At 61.2% G+C, this 25,388-nt stretch carries 26 protein-coding genes; 11 read left to right on the top strand and 15 right to left on the bottom strand.

Features of this window, described 5'->3' with window-relative positions; all coding sequences use genetic code 11:
- Positions 1 to 159 precede the first annotated feature (159 nt).
- Positions 160 to 2,481: a response regulator gene (locus IB266_RS01010; protein ID WP_192259607.1), complete on the top strand. Its 2,322-nt coding sequence runs from the start codon at positions 160 to 162 to the stop codon at positions 2,479 to 2,481.
- Here IB266_RS01010 and IB266_RS01005 read toward each other — a convergent pair.
- The 3 genes from IB266_RS01005 to msrB form a co-directional block, all read right to left on the bottom strand.
- Positions 2,465 to 2,926, bottom strand: coding sequence for a MarR family winged helix-turn-helix transcriptional regulator (locus tag IB266_RS01005; RefSeq protein ID WP_192259604.1), 462 nt, complete (start codon positions 2,924 to 2,926; stop codon positions 2,465 to 2,467). The genes IB266_RS01010 and IB266_RS01005 overlap by 17 nt on opposite strands.
- Positions 2,923 to 3,408, bottom strand: a complete 486-nt coding sequence (locus tag IB266_RS01000) for a glutathione peroxidase (protein WP_192259602.1) — start codon at positions 3,406 to 3,408, stop codon at positions 2,923 to 2,925. Before IB266_RS01000 ends, IB266_RS01005 begins: the two co-directional genes overlap by 4 nt.
- A 245-nt stretch (positions 3,409 to 3,653) precedes the next feature.
- Positions 3,654 to 4,046 (bottom strand): peptide-methionine (R)-S-oxide reductase MsrB, encoded by a 393-nt coding sequence (gene msrB, locus IB266_RS00995; protein WP_123342053.1) that lies wholly within the window; start codon positions 4,044 to 4,046, stop codon positions 3,654 to 3,656.
- Positions 4,047 to 4,267: 221 nt separating this feature from the next.
- Here msrB and IB266_RS00990 point away from each other — a divergent pair, with 221 nt between their 5' ends.
- Positions 4,268 to 5,479: a pyridoxal phosphate-dependent aminotransferase gene (locus tag IB266_RS00990; protein WP_018603142.1), complete on the top strand. Its 1,212-nt coding sequence runs from the start codon at positions 4,268 to 4,270 to the stop codon at positions 5,477 to 5,479.
- A gap of 302 nt (positions 5,480 to 5,781) precedes the next feature.
- Positions 5,782 to 6,669, top strand: a complete 888-nt coding sequence (gene htpX, locus IB266_RS00985) for a protease HtpX (protein ID WP_003183732.1) — start codon at positions 5,782 to 5,784, stop codon at positions 6,667 to 6,669.
- A gap of 195 nt (positions 6,670 to 6,864) precedes the next feature.
- Here htpX and IB266_RS00980 read toward each other — a convergent pair whose 3' ends face one another.
- A complete protein-coding gene (locus tag IB266_RS00980) occupies positions 6,865 to 7,518 on the bottom strand; it encodes a thiopurine S-methyltransferase (protein ID WP_192259600.1) in 654 nt (217 codons plus the stop codon).
- 103 nt (positions 7,519 to 7,621) lie between these two features.
- Here IB266_RS00980 and IB266_RS00975 point away from each other — a divergent pair, with 103 nt between their 5' ends.
- Positions 7,622 to 8,389, top strand: coding sequence for a DODA-type extradiol aromatic ring-opening family dioxygenase (locus IB266_RS00975; RefSeq protein WP_192259598.1), 768 nt, complete (start codon positions 7,622 to 7,624; stop codon positions 8,387 to 8,389).
- Between the two features lie 187 nt (positions 8,390 to 8,576).
- Here the strand turns inward: IB266_RS00975 and IB266_RS00970 are convergent, their stop codons facing one another.
- On the bottom strand, positions 8,577 to 10,250 hold the full coding sequence (locus IB266_RS00970; protein ID WP_014337279.1) for a DEAD/DEAH box helicase: 1,674 nt from the start codon (positions 10,248 to 10,250) through the stop codon (positions 8,577 to 8,579).
- A 492-nt stretch (positions 10,251 to 10,742) separates the two neighbouring features.
- Positions 10,743 to 11,498 (bottom strand): spermidine synthase, encoded by a 756-nt coding sequence (locus tag IB266_RS00965; RefSeq protein ID WP_025212625.1) that lies wholly within the window; start codon positions 11,496 to 11,498, stop codon positions 10,743 to 10,745.
- A gap of 142 nt (positions 11,499 to 11,640) precedes the next feature.
- Here IB266_RS00965 and IB266_RS00960 point away from each other — a divergent pair, with 142 nt between their 5' ends.
- The gene (locus IB266_RS00960; RefSeq protein ID WP_109751450.1) at positions 11,641 to 12,987 is read left to right on the top strand and encodes a class II 3-deoxy-7-phosphoheptulonate synthase; all 1,347 of its coding nucleotides are present in this window, start codon (positions 11,641 to 11,643) and stop codon (positions 12,985 to 12,987) included.
- 127 nt (positions 12,988 to 13,114) lie between these two features.
- Here the strand turns inward: IB266_RS00960 and IB266_RS00955 are convergent, their stop codons facing one another.
- Together IB266_RS00955 and IB266_RS00950 are read right to left on the bottom strand one after the other, a co-directional pair.
- On the bottom strand, positions 13,115 to 14,344 hold the full coding sequence (locus IB266_RS00955; RefSeq protein ID WP_192259596.1) for a winged helix-turn-helix domain-containing protein: 1,230 nt from the start codon (positions 14,342 to 14,344) through the stop codon (positions 13,115 to 13,117).
- A 64-nt stretch (positions 14,345 to 14,408) separates the two neighbouring features.
- Entirely contained in the window at positions 14,409 to 14,627 is a 219-nt protein-coding gene (locus IB266_RS00950) for a DUF1127 domain-containing protein (protein ID WP_053120494.1), read from the bottom strand.
- Positions 14,628 to 14,724: 97 nt separating this feature from the next.
- Between IB266_RS00950 and IB266_RS00945 the strand changes: the two genes are divergently transcribed.
- A complete protein-coding gene (locus IB266_RS00945) occupies positions 14,725 to 15,579 on the top strand; it encodes a LysR substrate-binding domain-containing protein (RefSeq protein WP_027912697.1) in 855 nt (284 codons plus the stop codon).
- Here IB266_RS00945 and IB266_RS00940 read toward each other — a convergent pair.
- A complete protein-coding gene (locus IB266_RS00940) occupies positions 15,569 to 16,318 on the bottom strand; it encodes a sulfite exporter TauE/SafE family protein (RefSeq protein ID WP_192259594.1) in 750 nt (249 codons plus the stop codon). The genes IB266_RS00945 and IB266_RS00940 overlap by 11 nt on opposite strands.
- 147 nt (positions 16,319 to 16,465) lie before the next feature.
- On the opposite strand from IB266_RS00940, the gene IB266_RS00935 reads away from it, so the two are divergent.
- The 3 genes from IB266_RS00935 to IB266_RS00925 all read left to right on the top strand — a co-directional run bounded on the left by IB266_RS00935 (position 16,466) and on the right by IB266_RS00925 (position 18,749).
- Positions 16,466 to 16,927, top strand: a complete 462-nt coding sequence (locus IB266_RS00935) for a MarR family winged helix-turn-helix transcriptional regulator (RefSeq protein WP_060738541.1) — start codon at positions 16,466 to 16,468, stop codon at positions 16,925 to 16,927.
- Positions 16,928 to 17,280: 353 nt separating this feature from the next.
- Complete coding sequence (locus IB266_RS00930; RefSeq protein ID WP_192259592.1) at positions 17,281 to 17,700, top strand: organic hydroperoxide resistance protein; 420 nt, start codon at positions 17,281 to 17,283, stop codon at positions 17,698 to 17,700.
- Between the two features lie 35 nt (positions 17,701 to 17,735).
- Positions 17,736 to 18,749, top strand: coding sequence for an alpha/beta hydrolase (locus tag IB266_RS00925; RefSeq protein WP_192259590.1), 1,014 nt, complete (start codon positions 17,736 to 17,738; stop codon positions 18,747 to 18,749).
- A gap of 87 nt (positions 18,750 to 18,836) precedes the next feature.
- Here the strand turns inward: IB266_RS00925 and IB266_RS00920 are convergent, their stop codons facing one another.
- Together IB266_RS00920 and earP are read right to left on the bottom strand one after the other, a co-directional pair.
- Positions 18,837 to 19,406, bottom strand: coding sequence for an elongation factor P (locus tag IB266_RS00920; protein WP_003199385.1), 570 nt, complete (start codon positions 19,404 to 19,406; stop codon positions 18,837 to 18,839).
- A 48-nt stretch (positions 19,407 to 19,454) separates the two neighbouring features.
- A complete protein-coding gene (earP, locus tag IB266_RS00915; protein WP_192259588.1) occupies positions 19,455 to 20,588 on the bottom strand; it encodes an elongation factor P maturation arginine rhamnosyltransferase EarP in 1,134 nt (377 codons plus the stop codon).
- A gap of 121 nt (positions 20,589 to 20,709) precedes the next feature.
- On the opposite strand from earP, the gene IB266_RS00910 reads away from it, so the two are divergent.
- Positions 20,710 to 21,096 (top strand): hypothetical protein, encoded by a 387-nt coding sequence (locus tag IB266_RS00910; RefSeq protein ID WP_060738545.1) that lies wholly within the window; start codon positions 20,710 to 20,712, stop codon positions 21,094 to 21,096.
- A gap of 1 nt (position 21,097) precedes the next feature.
- Positions 21,098 to 21,580: a GreA/GreB family elongation factor gene (locus IB266_RS00905; RefSeq protein ID WP_060738546.1), complete on the top strand. Its 483-nt coding sequence runs from the start codon at positions 21,098 to 21,100 to the stop codon at positions 21,578 to 21,580.
- 14 nt (positions 21,581 to 21,594) lie between these two features.
- On the opposite strand, the gene cysB is transcribed toward IB266_RS00905, so the two are convergent.
- The 4 genes from cysB to IB266_RS00885 all read right to left on the bottom strand — a co-directional run bounded on the left by cysB (position 21,595) and on the right by IB266_RS00885 (position 25,157).
- A complete protein-coding gene (gene cysB / locus IB266_RS00900) occupies positions 21,595 to 22,569 on the bottom strand; it encodes an HTH-type transcriptional regulator CysB (protein ID WP_003199376.1) in 975 nt (324 codons plus the stop codon).
- 110 nt (positions 22,570 to 22,679) lie between these two features.
- Positions 22,680 to 23,180, bottom strand: a complete 501-nt coding sequence (locus IB266_RS00895; protein WP_060738547.1) for a universal stress protein — start codon at positions 23,178 to 23,180, stop codon at positions 22,680 to 22,682.
- A gap of 96 nt (positions 23,181 to 23,276) precedes the next feature.
- Entirely contained in the window at positions 23,277 to 24,182 is a 906-nt protein-coding gene (locus IB266_RS00890; protein WP_192259586.1) for a 5'-nucleotidase, read from the bottom strand.
- A 21-nt stretch (positions 24,183 to 24,203) separates the two neighbouring features.
- Positions 24,204 to 25,157: a putative 2-dehydropantoate 2-reductase gene (locus IB266_RS00885; RefSeq protein WP_192259584.1), complete on the bottom strand. Its 954-nt coding sequence runs from the start codon at positions 25,155 to 25,157 to the stop codon at positions 24,204 to 24,206.
- Positions 25,158 to 25,388: the final 231 nt, after the last annotated feature.

Below are 25,388 nucleotides of genomic sequence, written 5' to 3'. Positions count from 1 at the left end.
TTTCCTCGGGCAGGTTCACAGTAATGATGGCGCTCCAACAACGAAACGCCTTATCCAATGGCGGGTCTACTTCACACAATACACACCGGCCGCACCGGTATTCAGAGATGATCAGCTATGCTTGACCGGCGAAGGGAAACGTAAGTGGTTCATCACTCAATGGACATCAGATTCACCCAACGGCTTTCCTATAAGCAGGCCCGCCTGACCGTCCTGGTGGGCTTCGTGTTGGGCACCTTGCTCAGCCTGATGCAGATCGGCATCGATTATGCCAGCGAAGACGCGTCGATCAACCGTGAAATCCTGTCGCTGCTGGAAATCAGCCACAACCCGGCCTCGCGCATCGCCTACAACATCGACGCCGAACTCGCCCAGGAACTGGCCATGGGCCTGTTGCGCTCACCGGCCATCATCGGCGCCGAGCTGATCGACAACAACAATACCGTGCTGGCCAGCGTCAAGCGGCCCGAGCTGCAAAGCAGCTACCGGTTCATCAGCGACTTCCTGTTCGGTGCCCAGCGCCAGTTCGAAGACCGGCTCTACCTGGACCACTTGCCCGGCGAATCCCTGGGCATGCTGCGACTGGACGTCGACACCTATGCGTTCGGCAGTCGTTTCCTGCGCCGCGCCGAGGTCACCTTGCTCAACGGCTTCGCCCGCAGCCTGATCTTGACCGGCCTGCTGCTGGCGCTGTTCTACGTGATGCTGACCAAACCCCTGGTGCGGGTCATCCGCGAACTGAGCAGCCGCGACCCGAGCAGCAGCGAACAGAACCGCCTGGAATGCCCTTCCGGCCACCAGTCCGATGAAATCGGCGTGCTGGTGTCCGTCGCCAACCAGCAGTTCGAAAATATCTCCACGGAAATCCAACAGCGGCGCACCGCCGAAAATCGCCTCACCGAATACCTGGCGCAACTGGAAAACATCGTCTCGGCACGCACCGCCGAACTCAAGGCCATCAACGCCCGCCTCAGCCAGTCCAACGAAGAGCTGGAGGTGGCCCGGCGCACGGCCCTGGACATGGCCGAAGCCCGCTCCGTGTTCCTCGCCAACATGAGCCACGAGATCCGCACGCCGCTCAACGGCCTGCTGGGAATGATCGCCCTGTCCCTGGACGGTCCCCTGACGGCCGAGCAACAGCAGCAGCTCTCGATCGCCCATGACTCGGGCAAGGTCTTGGTCGAGTTGCTCAACGACATCCTCGACCTGTCGAAATTCGACGCCGGTCAACTGGAGCTCGAACGCATCCCGTTCGACCTCGGCGCCCTGGTGGAGGATACCGCCAACCTGCTTTCCCAGAACGCGGCCCCCAGTGTCGAGCTGGCCTGCCTGATCGATCCCCGGTTCCCGGCGCAGGTGCTCGGCGATCCGACCCGGGTGCGCCAGATCGTCAGCAACCTGCTGTCCAACGCACTGAAGTTCACACGCTTCGGCCGGGTCGACGTGAAGTTGAGCCATTACGAAGGCGGCGTGCGAATCGAAGTCTGCGACACCGGTATCGGCATTCCCCAGGAAGCCCAGGCGAGAATCCTGCAGCCGTTCACCCAGGCCGGCGCCGGGATTACCCGTCAGTTTGGCGGCACCGGGTTGGGCCTGGCACTGACCTACAACCTCTGCGAAGCCATGCAGGGCCGATTGACGATCAGTTCCGAAGCCGGCTTCGGCAGTCAGTTCTGCGCAGACCTGCCCCTGCCCTGCCATCTCCCTGCAACGCCGGTCGAGCCGTTGCGCGGCAACGTCGTCGCCATCACCGCCAGCAGCAGTGGCCTGGCCGAGTTGCTGGGGATGTTGTTGCCGGGGTGGGGCCTGGATTATGTGCAGCGCTCCATCGATGACGGGCTGCTGGGGCTCAAGCCTGACGTGCTGATCACCGACTGTCCGGAATGCCTGTTCAACCTGCGGCCGACCTTTGACGCACCGATCCTGCTGGTGACCGCCTATGGCAGTTTCATGCCCGGCGAAGAGGCCGCCGCCCTCGCCCCGCTGATACAACAGGCCCGACCGCTGGCACGCCATGCGCTGTACCAGATTGTGCGGCGCGCCATGCAGAGCGAGGCGACCACCATCAACGACGCACAGATCGAAACCCCGACGCCATCCAAGCGTGGACGGGTGCTGCTGGTGGAGGACAATCCGGTCAACCAACTGGTGGCCAAGGGCATGCTGGTGAAACTGGGCTGCGAGGTCACCGTCGCGGCCCACGGCGTCGAAGCCCTGGATCAACTGGAACAGCGGGCGTTCGACCTGGTGTTGATGGACTGCAACATGCCGGTGATGGACGGTTACGAAGCCAGCCGGCAGATTCGCCGCAGCGGGCGTTGGTCGGACCTGCCGATCGTTGCGCTGACGGCCAACGCGATGCCCGAAGAACGCGAGCGCTGCCGGGCCTCTGGCATGAACGACTACCTGTCCAAGCCGTTCCGCCGCGAAGAGCTGGCAGCCGTGTTGGACCAGTGGGTGCCCACTACGTCAGCGCTTTGATCTGGTCCAGCAGATGATCGAGACCGTCTCGCAACGCGCCCAGGCGGTCCAGATCGACCCCGCTGTCGCATAACAGGCGGGCCTTGAGCGGGCCGACCTGTTCGCGCAAAGCCCATCCCGCAGCCGACAGGCTCAAGTGGACCTCCCGCTCGTCCCGGGCCGAACGCTGGCGTTGGACCAGGTCCAACTGTTCCAGGCGCTTGAGCAGCGGCGTCAGTGTGCCGGAATCCAACAGCAAACGTTCGCCCAGGGCCTTGACCGTTGGCTGTGGCGGAGCCGTGTCCTGCCATTCCCACAACACCAGCATTGCCAAGTATTGCGGGTAGGTCAGGCCAAGCTGATCGAGCATCGGCTTGTAGCCACGGATCACCGCACGTGAAGCGGCGTACAGCTTGAAGCACAACTGGCTGTCGAGCTTCAGCGAATCGGCTGACAGGTCATTCATTTGAGCAGCGCTTCGATCTCGCCAGTCAGGTCCTGGGGCTTGGTGGTCGGGGCAAACCGCTTGACCACCTGACCGTCCTTGCCGATCAGGAACTTGGTGAAATTCCATTTGATGCCTTTGGACCCCAGCACGCCGGGGGCACGCTGTTTAAGCTGGACGAACAGCGGATGGGCGTTGGCGCCGTTGACTTCGATTTTCTTGAACAGCGGAAAGCTCACGCCGAAGTTCAGCTCGCAGAACTCGGTGATCGCCCCTTCAGTGCCCGGCTCCTGCTTGCCGAACTGATTGCAGGGAAAGCCCAGCACCACCAGGCCCTGGTCCTTGTAGGTCTGCCACAACGCCTCAAGTCCCTTGTATTGCGGGGTGAACCCGCACTGGCTGGCCGTGTTGACCACCAGCACGGCCTTGCCAGCGAAATCGGCGAGGGTCTTTTGCTCACCCTTGATGGTGGTGCACGGGATGCTCAGCAGGTTGTCGCTCATGGCAAGGCTCCGGTTAAAGGTTGGATGCTGAAGATAGCGACCAATTAAATTGTGTGCAATTTAATTATAGAGATCATCCCCGCGCGCAATGATAGTGGAGGCATTTATGTGGCGAGGGAGCTTGCTCCCGCTCGGCGGCGCAGCCGTCGTAAACCCGGCTGGTGCGATTTTCCTGCAAGACCGCGTCATCCCCTATTGGGGCGGCTGCGCCGCCCAGCGGGAGCAAGCTCCCTCGCCACAAATGCCTAACGAGGCACGAGATCCAGGCACACCGAGTTGATGCAATACCGCAACCCCGTGGGCGGCGGGCCGTCGGGGAAGACGTGGCCCAAGTGGGCATCGCATTTGGCGCAGACCACCTCGGTGCGAATCATGCCGTGGCTGACGTCCCGCACCTCCACCACCGCGCTGCCTTCGATCGGCGCGTAGAAACTCGGCCAGCCACAGCCCGAATCGAATTTGGTCTGCGAATCGAACAACGGCTCGTTGCAGCAGATGCAGTGATACACACCGTCGGTCTTGGTGGCGTTGTATTTACCGGAGAATGGCCGTTCGGTGCCCTTCAACCGACAGACGTTGTACTGCTCCGGGTCGAGCATGGCGCGCCATTCTTCAAGGGTTTTTTCCAACTTTTCCATCGTCCTACCTCGGCAATTGAAAAAGCCCGATCCGACGCTTTTCCGCAGATCGGGCGGCACGTATGATTGCGCCTCGTCAGGCGCCAGTCTGGCAGTCACGTCATGCGCATTCAAACGGATTGTGGCGCCTATACCGCGTCAGGCCTGGGCACAGACGCAGGATTCCCAGTTACGGTAGTTCATACGCCGCCTGGATCGTTCATTTTCGGGAACACATCGCCATGCAGGTCAGCAAATCGAACAAGCTCGCCAACGTCTGCTACGACATTCGCGGCCCGGTGCTCAAGCACGCCAAACGCCTGGAAGAGGAAGGTCATCGCATCCTCAAGCTGAACATCGGCAACCCGGCACCCTTTGGTTTCGAAGCGCCCGATGAAATCCTCCAGGACGTCATCCGCAACCTGCCGACCGCCCAGGGCTACAGCGACTCCAAAGGCCTGTTCAGTGCGCGCAAGGCCGTGATGCAGTATTACCAGCAGAAGCAGGTCGAAGGGATCGGCATCGAGGACATCTACCTGGGCAATGGCGTGTCCGAGCTGATCGTGATGTCGATGCAGGCCCTGCTCAACAACGGCGACGAAGTGCTGGTGCCGGCACCGGACTATCCGCTGTGGACCGCCGCGGTGAGCCTGTCCGGCGGCAACCCGGTGCATTACCTGTGCGACGAACAGGCCAACTGGTTTCCCGACCTGGCGGACATCAAGGCCAAGATCACGCCCAATACCAAGGCACTGGTGATCATCAACCCGAACAACCCGACCGGCGCCGTGTACTCACGGGAAGTGCTGCTGGGCATGCTGGAACTGGCCCGCCAGCACAACCTGGTGGTGTTCTCCGACGAGATCTACGACAAGATCCTCTACGACGACGCCGTGCACGTGTGCACCGCTTCCCTGGCGCCGGATCTGCTGTGCCTGACCTTCAACGGCCTGTCCAAGTCCTATCGGGTCGCCGGTTTCCGCTCCGGCTGGATCGCCATCTCCGGGCCCAAGCACCATGCCCAGAGCTACATCGAAGGCATCGACATGCTGGCCAACATGCGCCTGTGTGCCAACGTGCCGAGCCAGCATGCGATCCAGACGGCGCTGGGCGGCTACCAGAGCATCAACGACCTGGTCCTGCCCCAGGGCCGGTTGCTGGAACAGCGCAATCGCACCTGGGAATTGCTCAACGACATTCCCGGCGTCAGTTGTGTCAAGCCGATGGGCGCGCTGTATGCCTTCCCACGGATCGACCCGAAGGTCTGCCCGATCCACAACGATGAAAAGTTCGTCCTCGACCTGCTGCTGTCCGAGAAGCTGCTGGTGGTCCAGGGTACGGCGTTCAACTGGCCATGGCCGGACCATTTCCGCGTCGTGACCCTGCCGCGGGTCGATGACCTCGACCAGGCCATTGGCCGGATCGGCAACTTCCTCAAGTCCTACCGTCAATAAGCCGGGCAGCGTGCGAGGCATCCTCACCTCGCACGCTGTTTGATTCAGCAACATATCCGTTCCGCCGACTCCGTCGGGCCTTCTACACTGGGGATTGGATGGTCAACATGCATCTGGGCTCAACGTTCACGGGGGGCAGGCAGCGCATTTCTTTTCCCTGGTCACTTTCAGAAAAGTCTTTCAAACATTTAGGACGCCTGTAGGACACAGTTTGAAATAGTCGGCGAGTTGAATAGCCTGCGGCAGCACCTTATATACCCCGCATAACGCTACATCTTTAGCATGAGGAGATTTTCACAACCATGATGCGCATCCTGCTGTTCTTGGCCACTAACCTGGCGGTCGTGCTGATTGCCAGCATCACCCTGAGCCTCTTTGGCTTCAACGGGTTCATGGCGGCCAATGGGGTTGACCTCAACCTCAATCAGCTGCTGATCTTCTGTGCGGTGTTCGGTTTCGCCGGTTCCCTGTTCTCGCTGTTCATCTCCAAGTGGATGGCGAAGATGAGCACCGGCACCCAGATCATCAGCCAACCGCGCACGCGTCACGAACAATGGCTGCTGCAGACCGTCGAGCAGTTGTCCCGCGAAGCCGGTATCAAGATGCCGGAAGTCGGTATCTTCCCAGCCTACGAGGCCAACGCCTTCGCCACCGGCTGGAACAAGAACGATGCCCTGGTCGCCGTCAGCCAGGGTCTGCTCGAACGGTTCTCGCCCGATGAAGTCAAGGCCGTGCTGGCCCACGAGATCGGCCACGTCGCCAACGGCGACATGGTGACCCTGGCGCTGATCCAGGGCGTGGTGAACACCTTCGTGATGTTCTTCGCCCGGATCATCGGTAATTTCGTCGACAAGGTGATCTTCAAGAACGAAGAAGGCCAGGGTATCGCCTACTACGTGGCGACGATCTTCGCCGAGCTGGTACTGGGCATCCTCGCCAGCGCCATCGTCATGTGGTTCTCGCGCAAGCGCGAGTTCCGCGCCGATGACGCCGGTGCACGCCTGGCCGGCACCAGCGCCATGATCGGCGCCCTGCAACGCCTGCGCGCCGAGCAAGGCCTGCCGGTGCACATGCCCGACACCCTGAATGCCTTTGGCATCAACGGTGGCATCAAGCAGGGCCTGGCACGCATGTTCATGAGCCACCCGCCGCTGGAAGAGCGTATCGACGCACTGCGTCGTCGCGGCTGACAGGTTCGAGCGTCAAGAAAAGCCCGCAGAGATGTGGGCTTTTTTTGTCTGCAGGTCTATGAGCTGTCAGGTCTGGCGTCATCGCGAGCAAGCTCGCTCCCACAGGAATCTTCGGTGGACGCAGACTCTTTATTCACTGCCGATCAACTGTGGGAGCGAGCTTGCTCGCGATGGCGCCAGCATAGACGCACAGCATCAACGACTGGAAATCCGATACACCCGCTCATCCAGCCGTGTCACCCCAGCCTGCAAGAACTTCCAGCTTTCCCCCAGCACATCATGCTCCTGCAGGATCTCCAGCCGCCAGGCATCCCCCAGCAGCCGCTGCACCTCATCATTTCCCACGGAGAAAGGCGGGCCAGGCATTTCATCCTGGTGGTAATCCAGGGTAATCAACAACCCGACACCGTTGGGCAAGATCCTCTGCAGATGAGCCGCATACTGCTCCCGCATCGGCGCCGGCAAGGCGATCAGCGCCGCACGGTCGTACAACGCCGTGCAATCGGCCACATCCTCCCGATCCAGGGCAAAGAAATCACCGCAGCGAATCTCGATATCAGCCGCACGAAAGACCTTGAATACGCCCTCCTCGCTCACGCTCGGCTCAAGCTGATGCTCAAGGAAAAAATCGGTTGCGGCTTTTTCCGACAACTCCACGCCCAACACCGAATACCCCTGATGGGCAAGCCATAGCAGATCCAGGCTTTTGCCACACAACGGCACCAGCACTCGACTGCCCCGCTCCAACCCCAGTTGCGGCCAGAAATGCTGCAGGTAGGGGTTCACCTCCGGCAAATGAAAACCGATCTGGTTCGATGACCAGCGCTTGTGCCAAAACTCGGGCTCCATGATTCGCTCCAAAAATTCGATCAAAACGCGCTAAAACTTATATTAGATTTAGATCATAGACCTGACGGAAGATGAGCCCATCTTAACGCTCAGGAGTCCGTTCATGCTGCCCAGCCTGTTTATCTCCCATGGCTCACCAATGCTCGCCCTGGAACCCGGCGCCAGCGGGCCGGCACTGGCTCGCCTGGCCGGTCAATTGCCCAAGCCCAAGGCTATTGTCATCGTGTCCGCCCACTGGGAAAGCAACGAACTGCTGGTCAGCGCCAATCCGCAGCCGCGCACCTGGCACGACTTCGGCGGCTTTCCACCGGCGCTGTATGAGGTGCAGTACCCCGCGCCTGGCGATCCGCGACTGGCGACGCAAGTAGCGAACATGCTCAACGCCGCGCACCTGCCGGCCCGCCTCGACCCTCAAAGGCCGTCCGACCATGGCGTCTGGGTGCCATTGTCGTTGATGTACCCCGAGGCTGACATTCCGGTGGTGCAGGTTTCCCTGCCCAGCCAGCAGGGACCGGCGCTGCAGACACAGGTCGGCCAGGCCCTGGCGAGCCTGCGCCAAGAGGGCGTCTTGCTGATCGGCTCCGGCAGCATCACCCATAACCTGCGCGACCTGGACTGGAACGCCGGCCCTGACAGCATCGAACCCTGGGCCAAGGCCTTTCGCGATTGGATGGTCGAGCAACTGGCGGCCGACGACGAGACCACGCTGCACGATTACCGTCGCCAAGCCCCCAACGCCGTGCGCAGCCACCCCAGCGATGAGCACTTGTTGCCGCTGTATTTTGCCCGGGGTGCCGGTGGGACATTCAGCGTTGCCCATGCGGGGTTCACGATGGGGACGCTGGGGATGGATATTTATCGGTTCGATTGACCGATGGACCGCGTCGCTTCAATCGCGAGCGAGCTCGCTCCCACAGGGTTTTGTGAGCACCGCAAGTCCAATGTGGGAGCGAGCTCGCGATTGGCCTCCACCCTGAAAGCACACCAGACAACAGGCAAAAAAAATCCCCGAACCAGTCGGGGATTTTTCATGTTCGATCAATCAGCCCAAGAGCCGATCAATCCTCGCGGTAGCGACGCAGCTTGAGCTGCTTGCCAGCGACGCGGGTGTCTTTCAGCTTGGTCAGCAACTTCTCCAGACCATCTTCCGGCAGCTCGACCAGGCTGAAGCTGTCACGCACCTGGATGCGGCCGATCGCTTCGCGGGCCAGGCCGCCTTCGTTGAGAATGGCACCCAGCAGGTTCTTGGCGGCGATGCCGTCACGGGCACCCAGCGCAGTACGGCAGCGCGCACGACCTTCGGCCAGCGGGATCGGTGCACGACGCTCGCGATCACCACGGTCCGGACGATCACCGGTGCGCTCGGGACGATCGCCACGCGGTGCGTTGTTCGGCACCAGGGGACGTTCCTTCTCGATCGCAGCCAGGTTCAGCGCCTGGCCATTGGTGGCCTTGCGCAGCAGTGCCGCGGCCAAGGCACGTGGGGTGCAACCGATATCGGCGGTCAGGCGATCGAGCAGATCACCGTGGGTCGATTCGGCGTCAGCCACCAGGGGCGACAGGCTGTTGGTCAGCTTCTTGATGCGGGCATCGAGAACGGCCTGGGCGTCCGGCAGGCGAACTTCAGCCACCTTCTGACCAGTCACACGCTCGATCACTTGCAGCATGCGGCGCTCACGGGGAGTGACCAGCAGCAGCGCGCGGCCTTCGCGACCGGCACGGCCGGTACGGCCGATACGGTGAACGTAGGATTCCGGATCGTACGGCATGTCCACGTTGAACACGTGGGTGATGCGCGGAACATCCAGGCCACGGGCAGCGACGTCGGTCGCCACAACGATGTCCAGGCGGCCATCCTTGAGGGAGTCGATCACGCGCTCACGCTGGTTCTGGGCAATGTCACCGTTCAGCGCGGCGGCTTTGTAGCCTTTGGCTTCCAGGGCGCTGGCCAGGTCCAGGGTCGCTTGCTTGGTGCGCACGAACATGATCAGGGCGTCGAAGTCTTCCACTTCCAGCAAGCTGAGAACGGCGGAAGTCTTCTGGTCGGCGTGAACCAGCAGGTGAGCTTGTTCGATCGCGGTGACGGTCTGAGTCTTGGTCTGGATCTTCACGTGTTGCGGATCGCGCAGGTGGCGCTCGGCAATGGCACGGATCGATTGCGGCAGGGTGGCCGAGAACAATACAGTCTGGCGGGTCGCTGGCAGAGCCTTGAAGATGACTTCCAGGTCATCCATGAAGCCCAGCTTGAGCATCTCGTCGGCTTCGTCGAGAACCAGGTGGTTCACGGTAGCCAGGACTTTTTCGTCACGACGCAGGTGGTCGCACAGACGACCCGGAGTGGCGACAACGATCTGCGCGCCATTACGGATAGCTTTCAGTTGTGGGCCCATCGGGGCGCCGCCGTAAACGGCCACAACGGTAACGCCAGGCATTTGCTTGGAGTAGGTTTCGAAAGCGGTGGCTACTTGCAGCGCCAACTCACGAGTTGGCGCCAGGATCAGGGCTTGCGGTTCGCGCTTGGCAGGATCGATGCGATGCAGGATCGGCAGAGCGAACGCAGCGGTTTTACCCGTACCGGTTTGCGCCTGGCCAATCATGTCGTGGCCGGCCATGATGATCGGGATCGATTGCTGCTGAATCGCCGAAGGTTCTTCGTAGCCGGTCGCGGTGACGGCAGCAAGAATGTTCGGGTTGAGATTAAAAGCGGCGAAGCCGCCGGTTTCCTGGGTCATGGGTCTGCCTCTAAGTGCATCCGCAAAGACCCATGCTCCAAAGCTGCGCATGCCGTGTTGAGACTCAAGAGTCGCCCTGGCTGCTTTGTCGGCGGGGATTTGCGAAAACGAATGAATGGAAAAAGAACGTCGTGGAAGCATCCGTTGTGCGGACATGCAACCGAAGCTGACTTCGGAGAATTGCGCTACCTTGACGCGGCCCGGCTAAAGGCCGGCGCGCACTATACCGGAATTTGCCCGAAAAGGGAGCTTTTTTTATTGCCAAACCCCGTTATGGGGCTCGCTGTCAGAAGGCCTTGGGGCAGCCAGCTAAAACGTTTCACCTCCAGACGACTTTGCCCTTGTGGCGAGGGCGCTTGCTCCCGCTCGGCTGCGAAGCAGACGCCTGGGCGTTGATATCTGAAATCGAAGGGGGCCGCTTCGCGACCCAGCGGGAGCAAGCTCCCTCGCCACAGGGGAACTCACTTGTAAAAAGGTTTTGGGGGCCTTTGATCAGGTCGCCGGCCGGATCGCCTTGATCAGTGATTGCAACGAATACCCCAAGCGTGGCGCCAGCCCTTCGGCCCTGGCGACCAGTCCTTGCATGTCCAGCTCCTGATCGAGGTCCGCCGGCACAATCAGGATCACATTGCCCTCCTTCACCGGCAGCTCCCAATAATGCCGGTGGTACAAACCGCGCAAGAGCGCCGCGCCCAATGGCTTGCCGTCGTCGGTGGCCCATTGGTTGATCACCAGCCAGCCGCCCGGGTTGAGGCGCTTCTGGCAGTTTTCCAGGAACCCCCAGGCCAGGTGCCCGACGCCTGGGCCGACATCGGTATAGAGGTCGACGAAAATCAGGTCCGCCGGCTCCGCCGTTTCAAGCAATTCCAAAGCATCGCCAACGCGGATGTACAGTCGCGGATCGTCGTCCAGGCCCAGGTATTCGATGGCCAGGCGCGGCACGTCGGGACGCAGTTCGATGGCCTCGACGTCTTCCAGTGGCAGGAACTTGAGGCAGGCCTGGGTCAGCGTACCGGCACCCAGCCCCAGGAACAGCGCGCTTTCCGGCTGCTCGTGACACAACGCACCGATGAGCATGGCGCGGGTGTAGTCATATTCGAGCCAGCTCGGATCGGCTGTGAACACGCAGCTTTGCTCGATGGCATCGCCAAACTCCAGAAACCGGTAATCGGCCACTTCGAATACGCGAATCATGCCGAACTCGTCGTGCACCTCGGCGAGCAAATGCTCGACGCGCTCCTCTGTCATTTCATCTCCTGATGGTTGCCGTGCCGGCATGAGCCTGCGGATACGGGACAAAGGCGCGATTGTCCGCGAAGCAACCGGAACAGGTCACGTACTAATTTGCTGATAACATGGCCGTCCGAGCGTAAATCACCTAGAGATCATGATGAGCCAACCCTGGAGCCCTGACAGCTGGCGTGCCCTGCCGATCCAGCAGCAACCCCGCTACCCCGACGCCGCGCACCTGTTGCAGGTGGAGCAGACCCTGGCCAGTTATCCGCCATTGGTGTTTGCCGGTGAAGCCCGGGAGTTGCGCCGTCAGTTCGCCGAAGTCACCCAGGGCCGAGCGTTCCTGCTGCAAGGCGGCGATTGCGCCGAAAGCTTTGCCGAGTTCTCGGCGGCCAAGATCCGCGACACCTTCAAGGTGCTCTTGCAGATGGCGATCGTCATGACCTTTGCCGCCGGCTGCCCGGTGGTCAAGGTCGGGCGCATGGCCGGACAGTTCGCCAAACCGCGCTCGGCCAACGACGAAACCATCGACGGCGTGACCCTGCCGGCCTACCGCGGCGACATCGTCAACGGTATCGGTTTCGACGAAAAAAGCCGCGTACCGGACCCGGAGCGGTTGTTGCAGTCCTATCACCAGTCCACCGCCACCTTGAACCTGCTGCGCGCCTTCGCCCAGGGCGGTTTCGCCGATCTGCACCAGGTGCACAAGTGGAACCTGGACTTCATCGCCAACTCGGCCCTGGCGGAAAAATACAGCCACCTGGCCGACCGCATCGACGAAACCCTGGCATTCATGCGCGCCTGCGGCATGGACAGCTCGCCGCAACTGCGCGAAACCAGTTTCTTCACCGCCCACGAAGCGCTGCTGCTCAATTACGAAGAAGCCTTCGTGCGCCGTGACAGCCTGACCAACGACTATTACGACTGCTCGGCCCACATGCTCTGGATCGGCGATCGCACCCGTCAGTTGGACGGTGCCCATGTCGAATTCCTGCGTGGGGTGAACAACCCGATCGGGGTCAAGGTCGGCCCGAGCATGGACCCGGACGACCTGATCCGCCTGATCGACGTGCTCAATCCGGACAACGACCCCGGCCGGCTGAACCTGATCGCCCGGATGGGCGCCAACAAGGTCGGCGAACACCTGCCGCCACTGTTGCGCGCCGTGCAACGTGAAGGCAAGCAGGTGCTGTGGAGCTCCGACCCGATGCACGGCAACACCATCAAGGCCAGCAGCGGCTACAAGACCCGGGACTTCGCGCAGATCCTCGGTGAAGTGAAGCAGTTCTTCCAGGCCCACGAAGCCGAAGGCACCTATGCCGGCGGGATTCACATCGAAATGACCGGGCAAAACGTCACCGAATGCATCGGCGGTGCGCGACCGATTACCGAGGACGGGCTGTCGGATCGCTACCACACCCATTGCGACCCGCGGATGAATGCCGATCAGTCGCTGGAGCTGGCGTTCCTGATTGCGGAGACGTTGAAGCAGGTTCGGCGGTAGGTTCTTCTTCGCCGATTAGACTGTTATCGCGAGCAAGCTCGCTCCCATAGGGGGTCCCGGGTGACCACAGGTTTTGTGTTCACAGCAGATCCAATGTGGGAGCGAGCCTGCTCGCGATAGGGCCAGCTCAGTCACCACCGAACTGAGCCAACGCCACCGCCAACCGAACCCCACCCACCCGCTGACAGTTAAGCTGGACCTGCTCCAACCCCAGCCAATCGGCCATGCGCCGCAGGTTCACCGCCAAGGCTTGCACCCCCTCCTCGTCCAACCCCGGCTCTTCCTCGTGCACCGCATGCACCGCCAACCGGCCCAGGGCCCGCTCCGCCCGCAGGTCCACCCGAGCCGCGATGCGTTCATTGTGCAAGAACGGCAATACGTAATAGCCGTACATCCGCTTGTGGACAGGGGTGTAGATCTCCAGCCGATAGCGGAAATCGAACAGTCGTTCGGCACGGCTGCGCTCCCAGACCAGCGAATCGAACGGCGACAACAAGGCGCTGGCCGCTACTTTGCGAGGGATCTTCGCCGTGGGTCGGCACCACGCCGGTTGCTTCCAACCTTGCACCTCACAGCGCAACAGTTCGCCGGCCTCTTCCAACTCGGCCAGTCGCCCCCGACTGTCGGCCGGCCCCAGACGAAAGTAGTCGCGCAGGTCCTTCTCGGTAGCCACGCCCAAGGCCTCGGCGGCATGCAGCAACAAGGCGCGCTGGGCCTGGGCCTCGTCCGGCTGGGACTGTTGCAGGACCGAGGCCGGGAACACCCGCTCCGGCAAGTCGTAGAGCCGCTCGAACCCACGCCGCCCCGCCACCGTCACTTCGCCCGCCGCGAATAGCCATTCCAGCGCATGCTTCTCTGCGCTCCAGTCCCACCACGGCCCGGCCTTCTCCTGGCGCGTGGACAAGCTGCCCGCACCGAGGGCGCCCTGCTCCCGGACCGACGCCAGGACGCGACGGATGACATCCTGGCGTTCATGACCGAAACGCGCCAATTGCTGGTAGATGCCCTCGCCACGCGACGCCCGATCCATGCGCCAGCGCATCAATGGATACATGGACAGCGGCAGCAGCGACGCTTCATGGCCCCAATATTCGAACAGCGTACGGCGTCGGCCCTGGCTCCAGGCGGCTTGATCGAGCAAATCGCGAGGGTAGTGACCGAGGCGGGAAAACAACGGGAGGTAATGCGAGCGCACCAGCGCATTGACGGAGTCGATCTGCAGGACGCCGAGGCGTTCGATCAGACGGTTGAGGCGCGAGGGTTGCACCGAAGCTGGCGGCGACCGCCCATCGAATCCTTGGGCGGCCAACGCCAGACGCCGGGCCTGTTTGAGGGTAAAGGACACAGTCGCGGGCATGGAGATCTCCTTGTCTGCTCGCAACCTACCTCACCAATAAGGGGTTTGTGTAGGAAAGGATGGCTCATTTGTGCATTGGGTCATCCCAGAATGGCCGAACCACTTCCTGCTCCACGTCGGCACGACTCACGCCGATGTCCTTGAGCGCCTCGTCGCTCATTCCGGCCAGCAGTTCGCGTTCATGGTGCAATTCGTACCAGCGGCTAAACTTGTGCAGCAAGGCGCTGATGGAAAAGCCGTGGGAGAGTTTGTCTATCAGTAGATAACCTTTTTGACCTTTCATCGTGATGTCCTCCGTTGGGGATGGCTCAAGTCTCGCGCTAACGCTAAGATCAATCCAACGAATGTTTCTTATGCAATACATCTCGGAGATTGATCAATTGTCGAGTTACCCGAGCATCGATACGGAAGTGCTGCGTACCTTTGTCGCCATCGCCGACCAGGGCGGTTTCACCCGGGCCGGGGAATTGGTCAATCGCACCCAGTCTGCCGTCAGCATGCAGATGAAGCGGCTGGAAGAAGACGTCTTGCAGCGACGGCTGTTCGAACGCGACGGGCGCCAGGTCAAGCTCACCGCCGAAGGCCAGGTGCTGCTGGGTTACGCCCGGCGGATCCTCAAGCTGCACAGCGAGGTGTTCAATACCCTGCGCGAACCGCACATGGTCGGCACGGTGCGCATCGGCACGCCGGACGATTACGTGATGCGCTTCCTGCCAGGCATCCTGCAACGCTTCGCCCAGTTCTATCCCCTGATCGAAATCGAAGTGCACTGCGAGTCATCCAAGCAGTTGCTGCTGCGCCAGGACCTGGACCTGTCCATCGTCACCCGCAAACCGGGGGACGAAATCGGCCAGTTGCTGCGCAAGGAGCGTTTTGTCTGGGCCGAAGCCGCCTGCTTCAACGTCCATGAACAAACACCGCTGCCGCTGGCGATGTTCAACAGCGATTGTTTCTGCCGGCAATGGGCCTGCAATGCGCTGGATGCCATGGGCCGCGATTATCGCGTGGCGTACAACAGCTCGAGCCTGTCGGCGCTCATGGCGGTGGTGGGCGCCGGCCTGGCAATCACGGCGCAACTGGAAAGCCTGCTGACCCCGGACATGCGCGTACTGGGCGAGGCCGAAGACCTGCCGGAGCTGCCCGAGGCCAGCATCATGCTGATCCGCAACCTGCATAACCCGTCGCCGATCACCGAGTGCCTGGCCGAACACATCGTCGAAGGTTTCAAACTTTAAAGGCGAGCAACACCGCGCACAGCATCAGGAAACCGCAGAACAGCCCGCGCAACAGCCGCTCCGGCAAGGCGTGGGCGACTTTCACCCCCCAACTGATGCTCAGCAGACCACCGACGGCCAGCGGCAGGCCGATGCTCCAGTCCACTTCGTGGTGAAACGCATACGTGGCGAGGGTCACGCCGGTACTGGGCAAGGCCAGCGCCAGGGACAAGCCTTGGGCAACCACCTGGCTGGTGCCAAAAATGCTGGTCAGGATCGGGGTGGCGACAACGGCCCCACCGACACCGAACAGACCGCCCATGGTGCCGGATGCGGCTCCCAGCACGCCGAGCCACGGCCAACCATACCGCATTTGCGCCGAAGCAGGTGCGGTGGCGGCAAACATGCGAACCAGGTTGTAGAGCGTCAGCGCGATCAGGAACGCCACGAAGCCGATCCGCATGCTATCGGCATCGATCCCCACGGCCCAGATCGAGCCAAGCCAGGCAAAGCAGAACCCCATGGAAGCCAGCGGCAGGACATGGCGCAATTCGATGCGATTGCGCTGGTGGTAACGCCACAACGCCAGCATGACATTGGGCACCACCATGACCAGCGCCGTCCCTTGGGCCATTTGCTGGTCGAGGCCGAACCAGACGCCCAGCACCGGAATGGCAATCAGGCCGCCACCGATCCCGAACAATCCCCCCAAGGTGCCTAACACGGCACCAAACACCAAGAACAATGCAAATTCGAACACAGAAGACTCCCCTTTTCCTCAGGGCGCTTATCCTACGCAGTCGGCGCCAGCGGGGAAACGTAACATCTATCCGGAATGTCAGAATTATCTGGCGCATTAAAGATTCGCCCGCTAGATTCGTAACGATCATTGAATGAAGGTTTTGCCATGAACACCCTGCGCGACACCCCCGAAGCCTGCGAAGCCCTGTTGCTCGACAACCAGGTCTGTTTCGCCCTGCACTCCACGTCGCTGCTGATGACCAAGGTCTATAAGCCGCTGCTACAGGCCCTGGGCCTGACCTATCCGCAATACCTGGCGATGATGGTGCTGTGGGAAAAGGACGGATTGACCGTCGGTGAAATCAGCACACGCCTGCTTACCGACCCCGGCTCGCTGACCCCCTTGCTCAAGCGTCTGGAGGCCGAAGGCCTGTTGAGCCGCACCCGCAGCCGTGAGGACGAACGTGTGGTCATTGTCGAACTCACCGAACAGGGCCGTGCCCTGCGGGAAAAAGCCCTCGACATCCCCCAATGCATCCTCGCCGCCAGCGGCCAGACCCTGGAACAGTTGAAGAAACTGCAACATGACCTGCAAGCGCTACGCGGGCATTTGCAAGACAGCCTCTGACTCCCCCTGTGGGAGCGGGCTTGCTCGCGAAGGCGCCGGTACATCCGATCTCCCCCGCCAACTGACCCACAGCTATCGCGCACAAGTTCGCTCCCACATTGAAGTTGCGGCGCTCCCCTCCGTGGGAGCGAGCTTGCTCGCGATAGCGGCCTCCCTGCCTACCAACTAAAAAATTTTTAACACCACCAAACCCCTCTAGCTCAAGGGTTAAAAGCCCTTTCAGCCTGGATTTTCATACCTGCCTCGAAAATTTATCTTGCGCACAAAATATTAGCACTATACATTCGCCTCACACCTACTTAGCGCGCAAACATTTAGCGCAAACAAATCAACCCAGAAACGAGGCTCCCATCATGCAAACGCTCTATACCGCAATCGCAACTTCCACCGGCGGCCGTGATGGTCGTGCGATCTCCAGTGACAACATTCTCGATGTCAAACTCGCCACGCCCAAGGAACTCGGCGGCGCGGGCGGTGCGGCGACCAACCCTGAGCAATTGTTCGCCGCCGGCTACTCGGCCTGCTTCATCGGCGCCCTGAAATTCGTGGCCAGCCAGAGCAAACGCAAGATCCCGGACGACGCCTCGATTACCGCCCACGTCGGCATCGGCCAGATCCCCGGTGGTTTCGGCCTCGACATCGACCTGCACATCAACCTGCCAAGGCTGGACCAGGCCGACGCGCAAAGCCTGGTGGACGCGGCTCACCACGTCTGCCCGTACTCCAACGCCACCCGCGGCAACGTGGATGTGCGCCTGCACGTGACCGTCTGACCACCAACCCTGGCCCCGAACTCAAGGAGATGCACATGAACACATTCAGCAAAGCCCTGACCGGCACCCTTCTCGCCCTCAGCGTCAGCAGCGCCTTCGCCGACGGTATCGTCGAACACAACACCCAGGCGTTTCTCGACGCGCTCAATGCCGGCACCGGCAAGCCACTGGAGCAGCTGTCGCCCAAGGACGCCCGCGCCGTCCTGGTGGGCGCCCAGGCGGGGGTAAAGTTGACCTTGCCCAAGGCCGACGTCAGCGAGAAAACCATCCAGGTCGATGGCCAGCCGATCAGCCTGACCATCGTTCGCCCCGCCGGGGTCAAGGGTGAGTTGCCGGTGTTCATGTTCTTCCACGGCGGTGGCTGGGTACTGGGCGACTTCCCGACCCACGAACGACTGGTCCGGGATCTGGTGGTGGGGTCCGGTGCCGTCGCGGTGTTCGTCAACTACACGCCCTCACCCGAGGCGCATTACCCGGTGGCGATCAACCAGGCTTACGCCGCAACGAAATGGGTGGCCGAGCACGGCAAGCAGATCAACGTCGACGGCAAGCGCCTGGCCGTGGTGGGCAACAGCGTCGGCGGCAACATGGCGGCGGTCGTGGCCTTGATGGCGAAGGACAAAGGCACGCCGGCGATCCGTTTCCAGGCATTGCTGTGGCCGGTGACCGATGCCAGCTTCGAGACGGCGTCCTACAACCAGTTCGCCGAAGGGCACTTCCTCAGTAAAAACATGATGAAGTGGTTCTGGGACAACTACACCACCGATGCCGGACAACGCGGCGAGATCTATGCCTCGCCGCTGCGGGCCAGCACCGCACAACTCAAGGGCCTGCCGCCAGCGCTGGTGCAGACCGCCGAGGCCGATGTCTTGCGCGATGAAGGCGAGGCCTATGCCCGCAAACTGGACGCGGCCGGTGTGCCCGTCACGGCCGTGCGCTACAACGGCATGATCCACGACTATGGCTTGCTCAATGTGGTCAGCCAGGTGCCAGCAGTGCGTTCGGCGATGTTGCAGGTGTCCGAAGAGCTCAAGCAGCACCTGAAGTGATGATGGAACCACAAGGGATCTGGTATTCAGTCCTGAAATAAAAAAGCCCGACTCAATGGTCGGGCTTTTTCATACAGAAGGCTTCGCTTACTTGGCGCGACCTTTGTAGGAACCGCCTTCGCGGGTATCGATCTCGATCATGTCGCCGATTTCGATGAAGTCAGCGACCGACAGCTCGGTACCGTTCTTCAGTTTGGCAGGCTTCATGACCTTGCCGGAAGTGTCACCGCGAGCGGAACCTTCGGTGTAGTCAACCTGACGCACGATGGTGGTCGGCAGTTCTACGGAAACCAGGCGCTCTTCGAAGAACACGGCTTCGCAGACGTCGGTCATGCCTTCTTCGATGAACGGCAGAACGCTTTCGATGTCTTCGGCGTTCAGCTCGTACATGGTGTAGTCAGTGGTGTCCATGAACGTGTAGGTGTCGCCGCTGATGAAGGACAGGGTCGCTTCTTTGCGGTCGAGGATCACGTCGTCCAGTTTGTCGTCGGCGCTGTAGACGATCTCGGTCTTGTAACCGGTCAGCAGGTTCTTCAGCTTGGTCTTCATGATCGCGCTGTTACGACCCGACTTGGTGAACTCAGCTTTCTGAACCAGCCAAGGATCGTTTTCGAGACGGATCACGGTCCCGGGTTTCAGTTCTTTACCAGTTTTCATTGCGAATATCCGAATTTGGATGGGATTTACAAAAATCTAGGCCGCGTATCATATCCAATTTACATAAAACTTCACCAGCGCTGCGGCAAGATCGGGTCGCGAGGCTTGTTCCAGACACCACGCCTGGGCATGTTCGGCCAGTTCCTGCTGCTGTTCGCGGCTGGTTTTCCAATGCTCGGCCATGTCCTGGCCGGCATTCCAGGCCCGCCAGAGACCACTGGTCGCTTTTTGCGCGGCCGGTGAAAGCCCCTGATTGTAGAGCCTGAGAAATGCCTCGAGCTTTTCCAGGTGGACGTCTTCTTCCTGCTGGTAGATATGCCAGAGCAGCGGCCGACCGGCCCATTGCGCGCGCACGAAGGAGTCTTCGCCACGCACGGCGTTGAAATCACAGCACCACAGCAACTGGTCGTACTGATCCTGGCGAACGAACGGCAGCACCTGCACCGTCAGTGCGCCGCGTCGATGCAGCGCACCGACCTTCAGGCCTTCGACACCGAGCCAACGCTCGACGTCGCCCAGCACTCGCCCTTCGGGAACCAGTACATGAAATGCCTGGGTATCGGTTGCCATCGCGTCGAACCAGCTCGCCAGCCCGGCGTTTTCGTAGGCAAACAGCGAGATCAGGCAGGCCTGCGGCGCCCGCTCGACGCCCAATCCTTGGAGGAAACTGCGTTGCGCTTCGGCATCCTGCTGGAATTGCCGACAGCGCTGCAGCAGACCGGCCTCCCGCAGCAAGCCACCCGTTCCCTCCCGAAAGCCCGGGAAAAAGAAATATTTCTGCACGTGTTTGTATTTGACTGACGGTAAGCCATGGCAACCGATCACCCAGTCCTCGGCACTCAAATAATCGAGGTTCATCCACAGGGGCGTTGTCTGGTGCTCGGCCATCGCTTCCATGTAGGCACTCGGCAACTGGCAGGCAAACGCGGCGATCACCACCTCGGCGGCCTCGGTGGGCTGCCAGTGCGCAGGCCAGTGGCACACTTGCACGCCCTGCTGCCATTGCTCGGACAGGGTGATATCGATTTGCGGGCACAGCCGTTCGAAGGCACGCAGGTCGTCGACCCACAGCCGCACCGCGCATTGGTGCTCGGCCACCAATTGCCGAGCCAGGCGCCAAGTGACACCGATGTCGCCATAGTTATCGACGACGGTGCAAAAAATATCCCAGCGCACAGCCATTCCCAACTCCCTGTGACAAAGGCCTGATTGTCCCGAATAAACCGATCGCGCAGAAGAGCCGACGGCGATTAATCTTCATGCGACAATCAGCGCCTGCCCATGACCCTGCCAGGAAGCAGCCATGCCCGATCACTCGACACCCTCGCGCCTTACGGCGTTGCAATTGACCTTCAGCATTGCCCTGGGCCTGTGGCTGGGGTTCCTGGCCATCGTGTTGACGGGCTGGCTGCTGTCCAGATTCCTGTTCAACGAACAACTGGCACCGGTGGCCGCCGCCGTCCATCAACTGGCGCAACCACCGGCGGTGCAACCGGCCCCCGAGCCGCCCACGCCGATGTTCGAGCAGTATCAGCAAAACCTGCAGAGGAACGAGCAGCGTCAGGCGCTTGATCAGGCCCGCAGCAATCCTCGCAACCTGTCCAACCCCAAGTGCCAGTTCTGGCTGCAACAGGACCAGAATGCGCCCAGTGAAAAAAGCCGCGCCAACGTGCTGCAATTCTGCGAATGACATGAACAAACAGACCGTCCACCAGTTGATTCTCGACAAGCTCGAGATTGATCTCGATATCGCCGAACGCGCCGCGCAAACCGCCTACGAAACCGCGACCCACGAAGAAAACATCGCCGAGAACAAATACGACACCCTGGGCCTCGAGGCGTCCTACCTCGCCGCCGGACAAGCCAGGCGCGTGGAAGAAATCCGCCAGGCCCTCACCCTTTGTCAAAACCTGACGTTGAGGCCTTACGACGAGCAGCGCGGCGTTCAGGTCGGCACATTGATCGGACTGGAAGATGAGCACGGCCGCCAGCAATGGCTCTTCCTCGGGCCGGATGCGGCAGGCTTGAAGGTCTCGCTGGTAGGCCAGCCGATCACCGTCATCACCCCTCGCTCACCGCTGGGCCGAGGCCTGCTGGGCAAGTTCGAAGGGGATGAGGTGGAGATCGTGGTCGCGGGCGCCCGGCAACAGTTCACTGTCACCGAGGCGATCTAGGCAGGTAACGTTTTTTAGTGCACCGGCAGTTCGACGCCGTCGAACAACTCTTCGAGCTCCTGCTTGTTGTGGCACTGGATGGCCTTGGCCATCACTTCCCGGGTCAGGTGCGGCGCGAATTTCTCGATGAAATCGCACATGAAACCGCGCAGGAAAGTGCCACGGCGGAAACCGATCTTGGTCACGCTGGATTCGAACAATTCGCTGGCATCCAGCACCACCAGGTCACTGTCGAGCTTGGTATCGACGGCCATCTTCGCGACGATGCCCACGCCCAGGCCCAGGCGGACGTAAGTCTTGATCACGTCGGCGTCGGCGGCGGTGAACACCACTTTCGGCGTCAGGCCACGATGGCTGAAGGCTTCGTCGAGCTTGGAACGACCGGTGAAACCGAATACGTAGGTGACGATCGGGTATTCGGCCAGGGCTTCGAGGGTCAGCTTCGGCAGCTTGGTCAACGGATGGCCCTGGGGCACGACCACGCAGCGATTCCAGCGGTAGCACGGCATCATCACCAGGTCCCCGAACAGCTCCAGGGCCTCAGTGGCAATGGCGAAATCCACCGTGCCGTCGGCAGCCATCTCGGCGATCTGCATCGGCGACCCCTGGTGCATGTGCAGCGCCACGTCGGGGTATTGCTTGATGAAGTTGCTGATCACCGGTGGCAGCGCATAGCGGGCCTGGGTGTGGGTGGTGGCGATCGACAAGGTGCCTTTTTTCTCGTTGGAGAATTCCTGGGCGATCTGCTTGATGCTTTCGACCTTGCGCAGGATCTCGCCAGCCGTGGTGATGATGCGCTCACCGGCCGGGGTCACGCGGGTCAGGTGCTTGCCGCTGCGGGCGAAGACTTCTACGCCCAGTTCGTCTTCCAACAGGCGGATCTGCTTGCTGATGCCGGGTTGCGACGTGTAGAGGCTTTGGGCAGTAGCGGAAACGTTGAGGTCGTGGTGCGCCACTTCCCAGATGTAGCGCAGTTGTTGAAGCTTCATATGTATCCCTCAAAGCAGTTGGACGCCACGGGCATCAGCGACGGTATATAACTATATGGAAGGTCACGACAATAAATCTAGAACTTTTTATAAAACGCCATCATTTAGCCTCAAGCCTCGCCCTGACGTCGACGCTGGACCAGCGGAACCAGGTAGACCGGCACCCGGGATAACTGCAATACCCGGGCAGCGGTCCTGCCCAAGGGAGTTTCACCGTTCGCCCCTTGGCAATGACTGCCTACGATCAGCAAATCAACGGAGAGTTTCGCAGCCTGCTCCAAGATGACCTGGGAAGGATCGCCCTGGTACACCCTGACCGACCTGATCAGTTTCAGGTCCTGTTGCCCTTCCCCCAATTCCTCACGAAAACTGTCGAGCACCCGCTGTTCGATATTGGCCATCACCGTATTCAGACCTTGGCGATGGAATTCGTTCAGCGCCTGCTCATCGAGATAGCTTTGCAACACCGATTCGGCGAACAGCCCCATCGGTTCCACCGCATGCACCACATACAACTCGGCTTCAAACGTCCGTGCCAGCGCCAAGGCATGCTGCATCACATAAGGGGCATAAAGGCCCAGGTCTGTGGCGTACAGCATCGAACGAATCATGTGACCTCCTCACGTGCCAGAATGGCGGAGATTGATTCAGCTTAGCAGCGCCTCGGGGACTGCGACGTGCGGCCTGACGTCCCGACCCAGAGGCAGTCAGGGCTTTATTTCGTTACTGATGCCATGGGGCACGTGACCGGTGGCGACCACCTCCCGGGCCAGTTCGCAGTGGCCGGTCTGGTCATCGAAAAACACATCGGCGGCAAAGGCCTCCAGGAAAGCCGATTTGGTCAGGCCGCCGAGAAACAGCGACTCGTCCAAACGGATATCCCACTCACGCAAAGTCCGGATGACCCGCTCATGGGCCGGTGCCGAACGGGCGGTCACCAAGGCCGTGCGGATGGGGCAGGCGTCCTCGGGGAACTCGCGCTGCAGCGCGTTGAGCGCCGCCAGGAAGCCCTTGAACGGCCCGCCTCGCAGCGGCTCGCGGGCAGCCTGTCGCTCGCTGGCCTGGAAGGCTTCCAGACCACCGGTCTGATAGACACGCTCCGATTCATCGGAAAACAGCACGGCATCGCCGTCGAAGGCAATGCGCAGTTCTGCGCTGGCGGCGCGACTGGCCCCACCCGACAGGATGGTCGCCGCGGCAAATCCGGCGTCCAGGGCGCTGCGCACGTCTTCAGCGTGGGTGGACAAGAACAGGTCGCAGCCGAATGCCTTGAGGTACGGATAAGGACTGCGACCGCCAACGAAGGCCGCACGCGAAATCGCCAGCCCATAATGATGGATCGAGTTGAACACCCGAAGGCCGGTGTCGGCACTGTTGCGCGACACCAGGATCACCTCGACCCGGGCACGCCCCAGGTGTTCGTTGAGGTCCAGCAGTTTCTGCACGAGGGCGAACGCGTCACCGGGTGCCAGGACTTCGTCTTCATGCTCGATCTGGTATTGCCGATAGGCCTCGACGCCACTCGACAGGTACACCTTGTGGCTTTCCCTCAGGTCGAACAACGCCCGCGACGAAATCGCCAGCACCAGTTTGTCGTCGATGTTGTTTGCCATGCCACTCCCCTTTCGCCCCGCTCAGCGGTTACAGCGATCCATGAACGCCAACGCCTGATACAAGGCTTCGATTTTCGGCAGCTCACACCCTGCCGCTTTCGCCGCCGCCAATGGCCGGCCGTAGATCGCGTCCAGTTCCAGCGCTCGCTTGTGGGAATAATCGTGGTACATGCTCGGCCAGTAATCGGGCATCTTCTCGGTCATCGTGAACAGATACTCGGCATAACCCGGCGCGATGTGATGCCCGCAGGCTTGTGCACCACGGACCACCTCCGCCATCAGCGCCTGGATCAATTCGCGGCTATGACTGTCGGCCATCAACGGCGTGGTACTGGCGCCCAACAAAACCGAAAGACCGTTGTACGGCACATTCCACACCAGCTTCTGCCAGCGGGCCTGTTGCAAGCCAGGCATGGCCTGGGCCTCGATACCGGCGCTGCGGAACACGGTCGCCGCCTCTTCGACGATCGCCATGCGTTGCGCCTGATCGGCACAGGGACCGCTGTGATAACCGACGTTGACCGCGCCAAGTGCCTGGTGGGCGATGACGCCAGGACCGATGCGATGCACGCAGATCAGGCACAGGCCACCCAGCAGATGCAGCGAATCGGGCAGCAACGGTCGAAGATCGTCCTCGACGTCCAGGCCGTTCTGCAGCAACAGGACTTTTGCCCCGTCAGCGGCAGCCTGGGCAATGGCCGGAGCCAGGTCGGCATTGCTGGTGGTCTTGGCACCGACCAGCAGCCAGTCACAGGGCGGCATATCGGCTGCCGAGCGATAGGCCTGGACGGGGTCGAGGGCCAGCGTGCCATGGACCGCGCTGTCGATCCGCAAACCGGCTTCGGCCACGGCAGCAAACTCGCTGCGCAGTAGAAAGTGCACGTCAAAACCGGCGCGCGCCAGCATCACGCCGTAAAACCCGCCAATCGCCCCGGTGCCGATCATCCCGATCCGCGGTTTAACCCCTGCCTGCATCGTTGCAACTCTCCTAGTAAAAAGCCCCTGCACACTATCGGCGCGAGCAGCATGGCATGCAATCTTCATTACATCCGCTCACGAATCTGTTGCAGAGCCATCGCCAAGGCCTTTTCCCTGGCCTATAGGGCATTAAACCGGGCCCAGCCCATTGTCGAGCCACCTCGTAACGCGATAAGGTTCGGCTCCCCGACGCGCTTAAAATTCGCTGTGCACCGCCGCGCGGGGATC

Source organism: Pseudomonas sp. Pdm06, assembly GCF_014851795.1.
GTDB classification, from domain to species: domain Bacteria; phylum Pseudomonadota; class Gammaproteobacteria; order Pseudomonadales; family Pseudomonadaceae; genus Aquipseudomonas; species Aquipseudomonas fluorescens_AA.
Note: the sequence above shows the minus strand (reverse complement) of the source record. Positions and strands in the feature narration are given on the sequence as shown.

Excerpts from the sequence above, each read along its gene's own strand:
- IB266_RS01010 (WP_192259607.1), top strand. The coding sequence starts at position 160 with ATGGACATCAGATTCACCCAACGGCTTTCCTATAAGCAGGCCCGCCTG.
- IB266_RS01005 (WP_192259604.1), bottom strand. The coding sequence starts at position 2,926 with ATGAATGACCTGTCAGCCGATTCGCTGAAGCTCGACAGCCAGTTGTGC.
- IB266_RS01000 (WP_192259602.1), bottom strand. The coding sequence starts at position 3,408 with ATGAGCGACAACCTGCTGAGCATCCCGTGCACCACCATCAAGGGTGAG.
- msrB (WP_123342053.1), bottom strand. The coding sequence starts at position 4,046 with ATGGAAAAGTTGGAAAAAACCCTTGAAGAATGGCGCGCCATGCTCGAC.
- IB266_RS00990 (WP_018603142.1), top strand. The coding sequence starts at position 4,268 with ATGCAGGTCAGCAAATCGAACAAGCTCGCCAACGTCTGCTACGACATT.
- htpX (WP_003183732.1), top strand. The coding sequence starts at position 5,782 with ATGATGCGCATCCTGCTGTTCTTGGCCACTAACCTGGCGGTCGTGCTG.
- IB266_RS00980 (WP_192259600.1), bottom strand. The coding sequence starts at position 7,518 with ATGGAGCCCGAGTTTTGGCACAAGCGCTGGTCATCGAACCAGATCGGT.
- IB266_RS00975 (WP_192259598.1), top strand. The coding sequence starts at position 7,622 with ATGCTGCCCAGCCTGTTTATCTCCCATGGCTCACCAATGCTCGCCCTG.
- IB266_RS00970 (WP_014337279.1), bottom strand. The coding sequence starts at position 10,250 with ATGACCCAGGAAACCGGCGGCTTCGCCGCTTTTAATCTCAACCCGAAC.
- IB266_RS00965 (WP_025212625.1), bottom strand. The coding sequence starts at position 11,498 with ATGACAGAGGAGCGCGTCGAGCATTTGCTCGCCGAGGTGCACGACGAG.
- IB266_RS00960 (WP_109751450.1), top strand. The coding sequence starts at position 11,641 with ATGAGCCAACCCTGGAGCCCTGACAGCTGGCGTGCCCTGCCGATCCAG.
- IB266_RS00955 (WP_192259596.1), bottom strand. The coding sequence starts at position 14,344 with ATGCCCGCGACTGTGTCCTTTACCCTCAAACAGGCCCGGCGTCTGGCG.
- IB266_RS00950 (WP_053120494.1), bottom strand. The coding sequence starts at position 14,627 with ATGAAAGGTCAAAAAGGTTATCTACTGATAGACAAACTCTCCCACGGC.
- IB266_RS00935 (WP_060738541.1), top strand. The coding sequence starts at position 16,466 with ATGAACACCCTGCGCGACACCCCCGAAGCCTGCGAAGCCCTGTTGCTC.
- IB266_RS00930 (WP_192259592.1), top strand. The coding sequence starts at position 17,281 with ATGCAAACGCTCTATACCGCAATCGCAACTTCCACCGGCGGCCGTGAT.
- IB266_RS00925 (WP_192259590.1), top strand. The coding sequence starts at position 17,736 with ATGAACACATTCAGCAAAGCCCTGACCGGCACCCTTCTCGCCCTCAGC.
- IB266_RS00920 (WP_003199385.1), bottom strand. The coding sequence starts at position 19,406 with ATGAAAACTGGTAAAGAACTGAAACCCGGGACCGTGATCCGTCTCGAA.
- earP (WP_192259588.1), bottom strand. The coding sequence starts at position 20,588 with ATGGCTGTGCGCTGGGATATTTTTTGCACCGTCGTCGATAACTATGGC.
- IB266_RS00910 (WP_060738545.1), top strand. The coding sequence starts at position 20,710 with ATGCCCGATCACTCGACACCCTCGCGCCTTACGGCGTTGCAATTGACC.
- IB266_RS00905 (WP_060738546.1), top strand. The coding sequence starts at position 21,098 with ATGAACAAACAGACCGTCCACCAGTTGATTCTCGACAAGCTCGAGATT.
- cysB (WP_003199376.1), bottom strand. The coding sequence starts at position 22,569 with ATGAAGCTTCAACAACTGCGCTACATCTGGGAAGTGGCGCACCACGAC.
- IB266_RS00895 (WP_060738547.1), bottom strand. The coding sequence starts at position 23,180 with ATGATTCGTTCGATGCTGTACGCCACAGACCTGGGCCTTTATGCCCCT.
- IB266_RS00890 (WP_192259586.1), bottom strand. The coding sequence starts at position 24,182 with ATGGCAAACAACATCGACGACAAACTGGTGCTGGCGATTTCGTCGCGG.
- IB266_RS00885 (WP_192259584.1), bottom strand. The coding sequence starts at position 25,157 with ATGCAGGCAGGGGTTAAACCGCGGATCGGGATGATCGGCACCGGGGCG.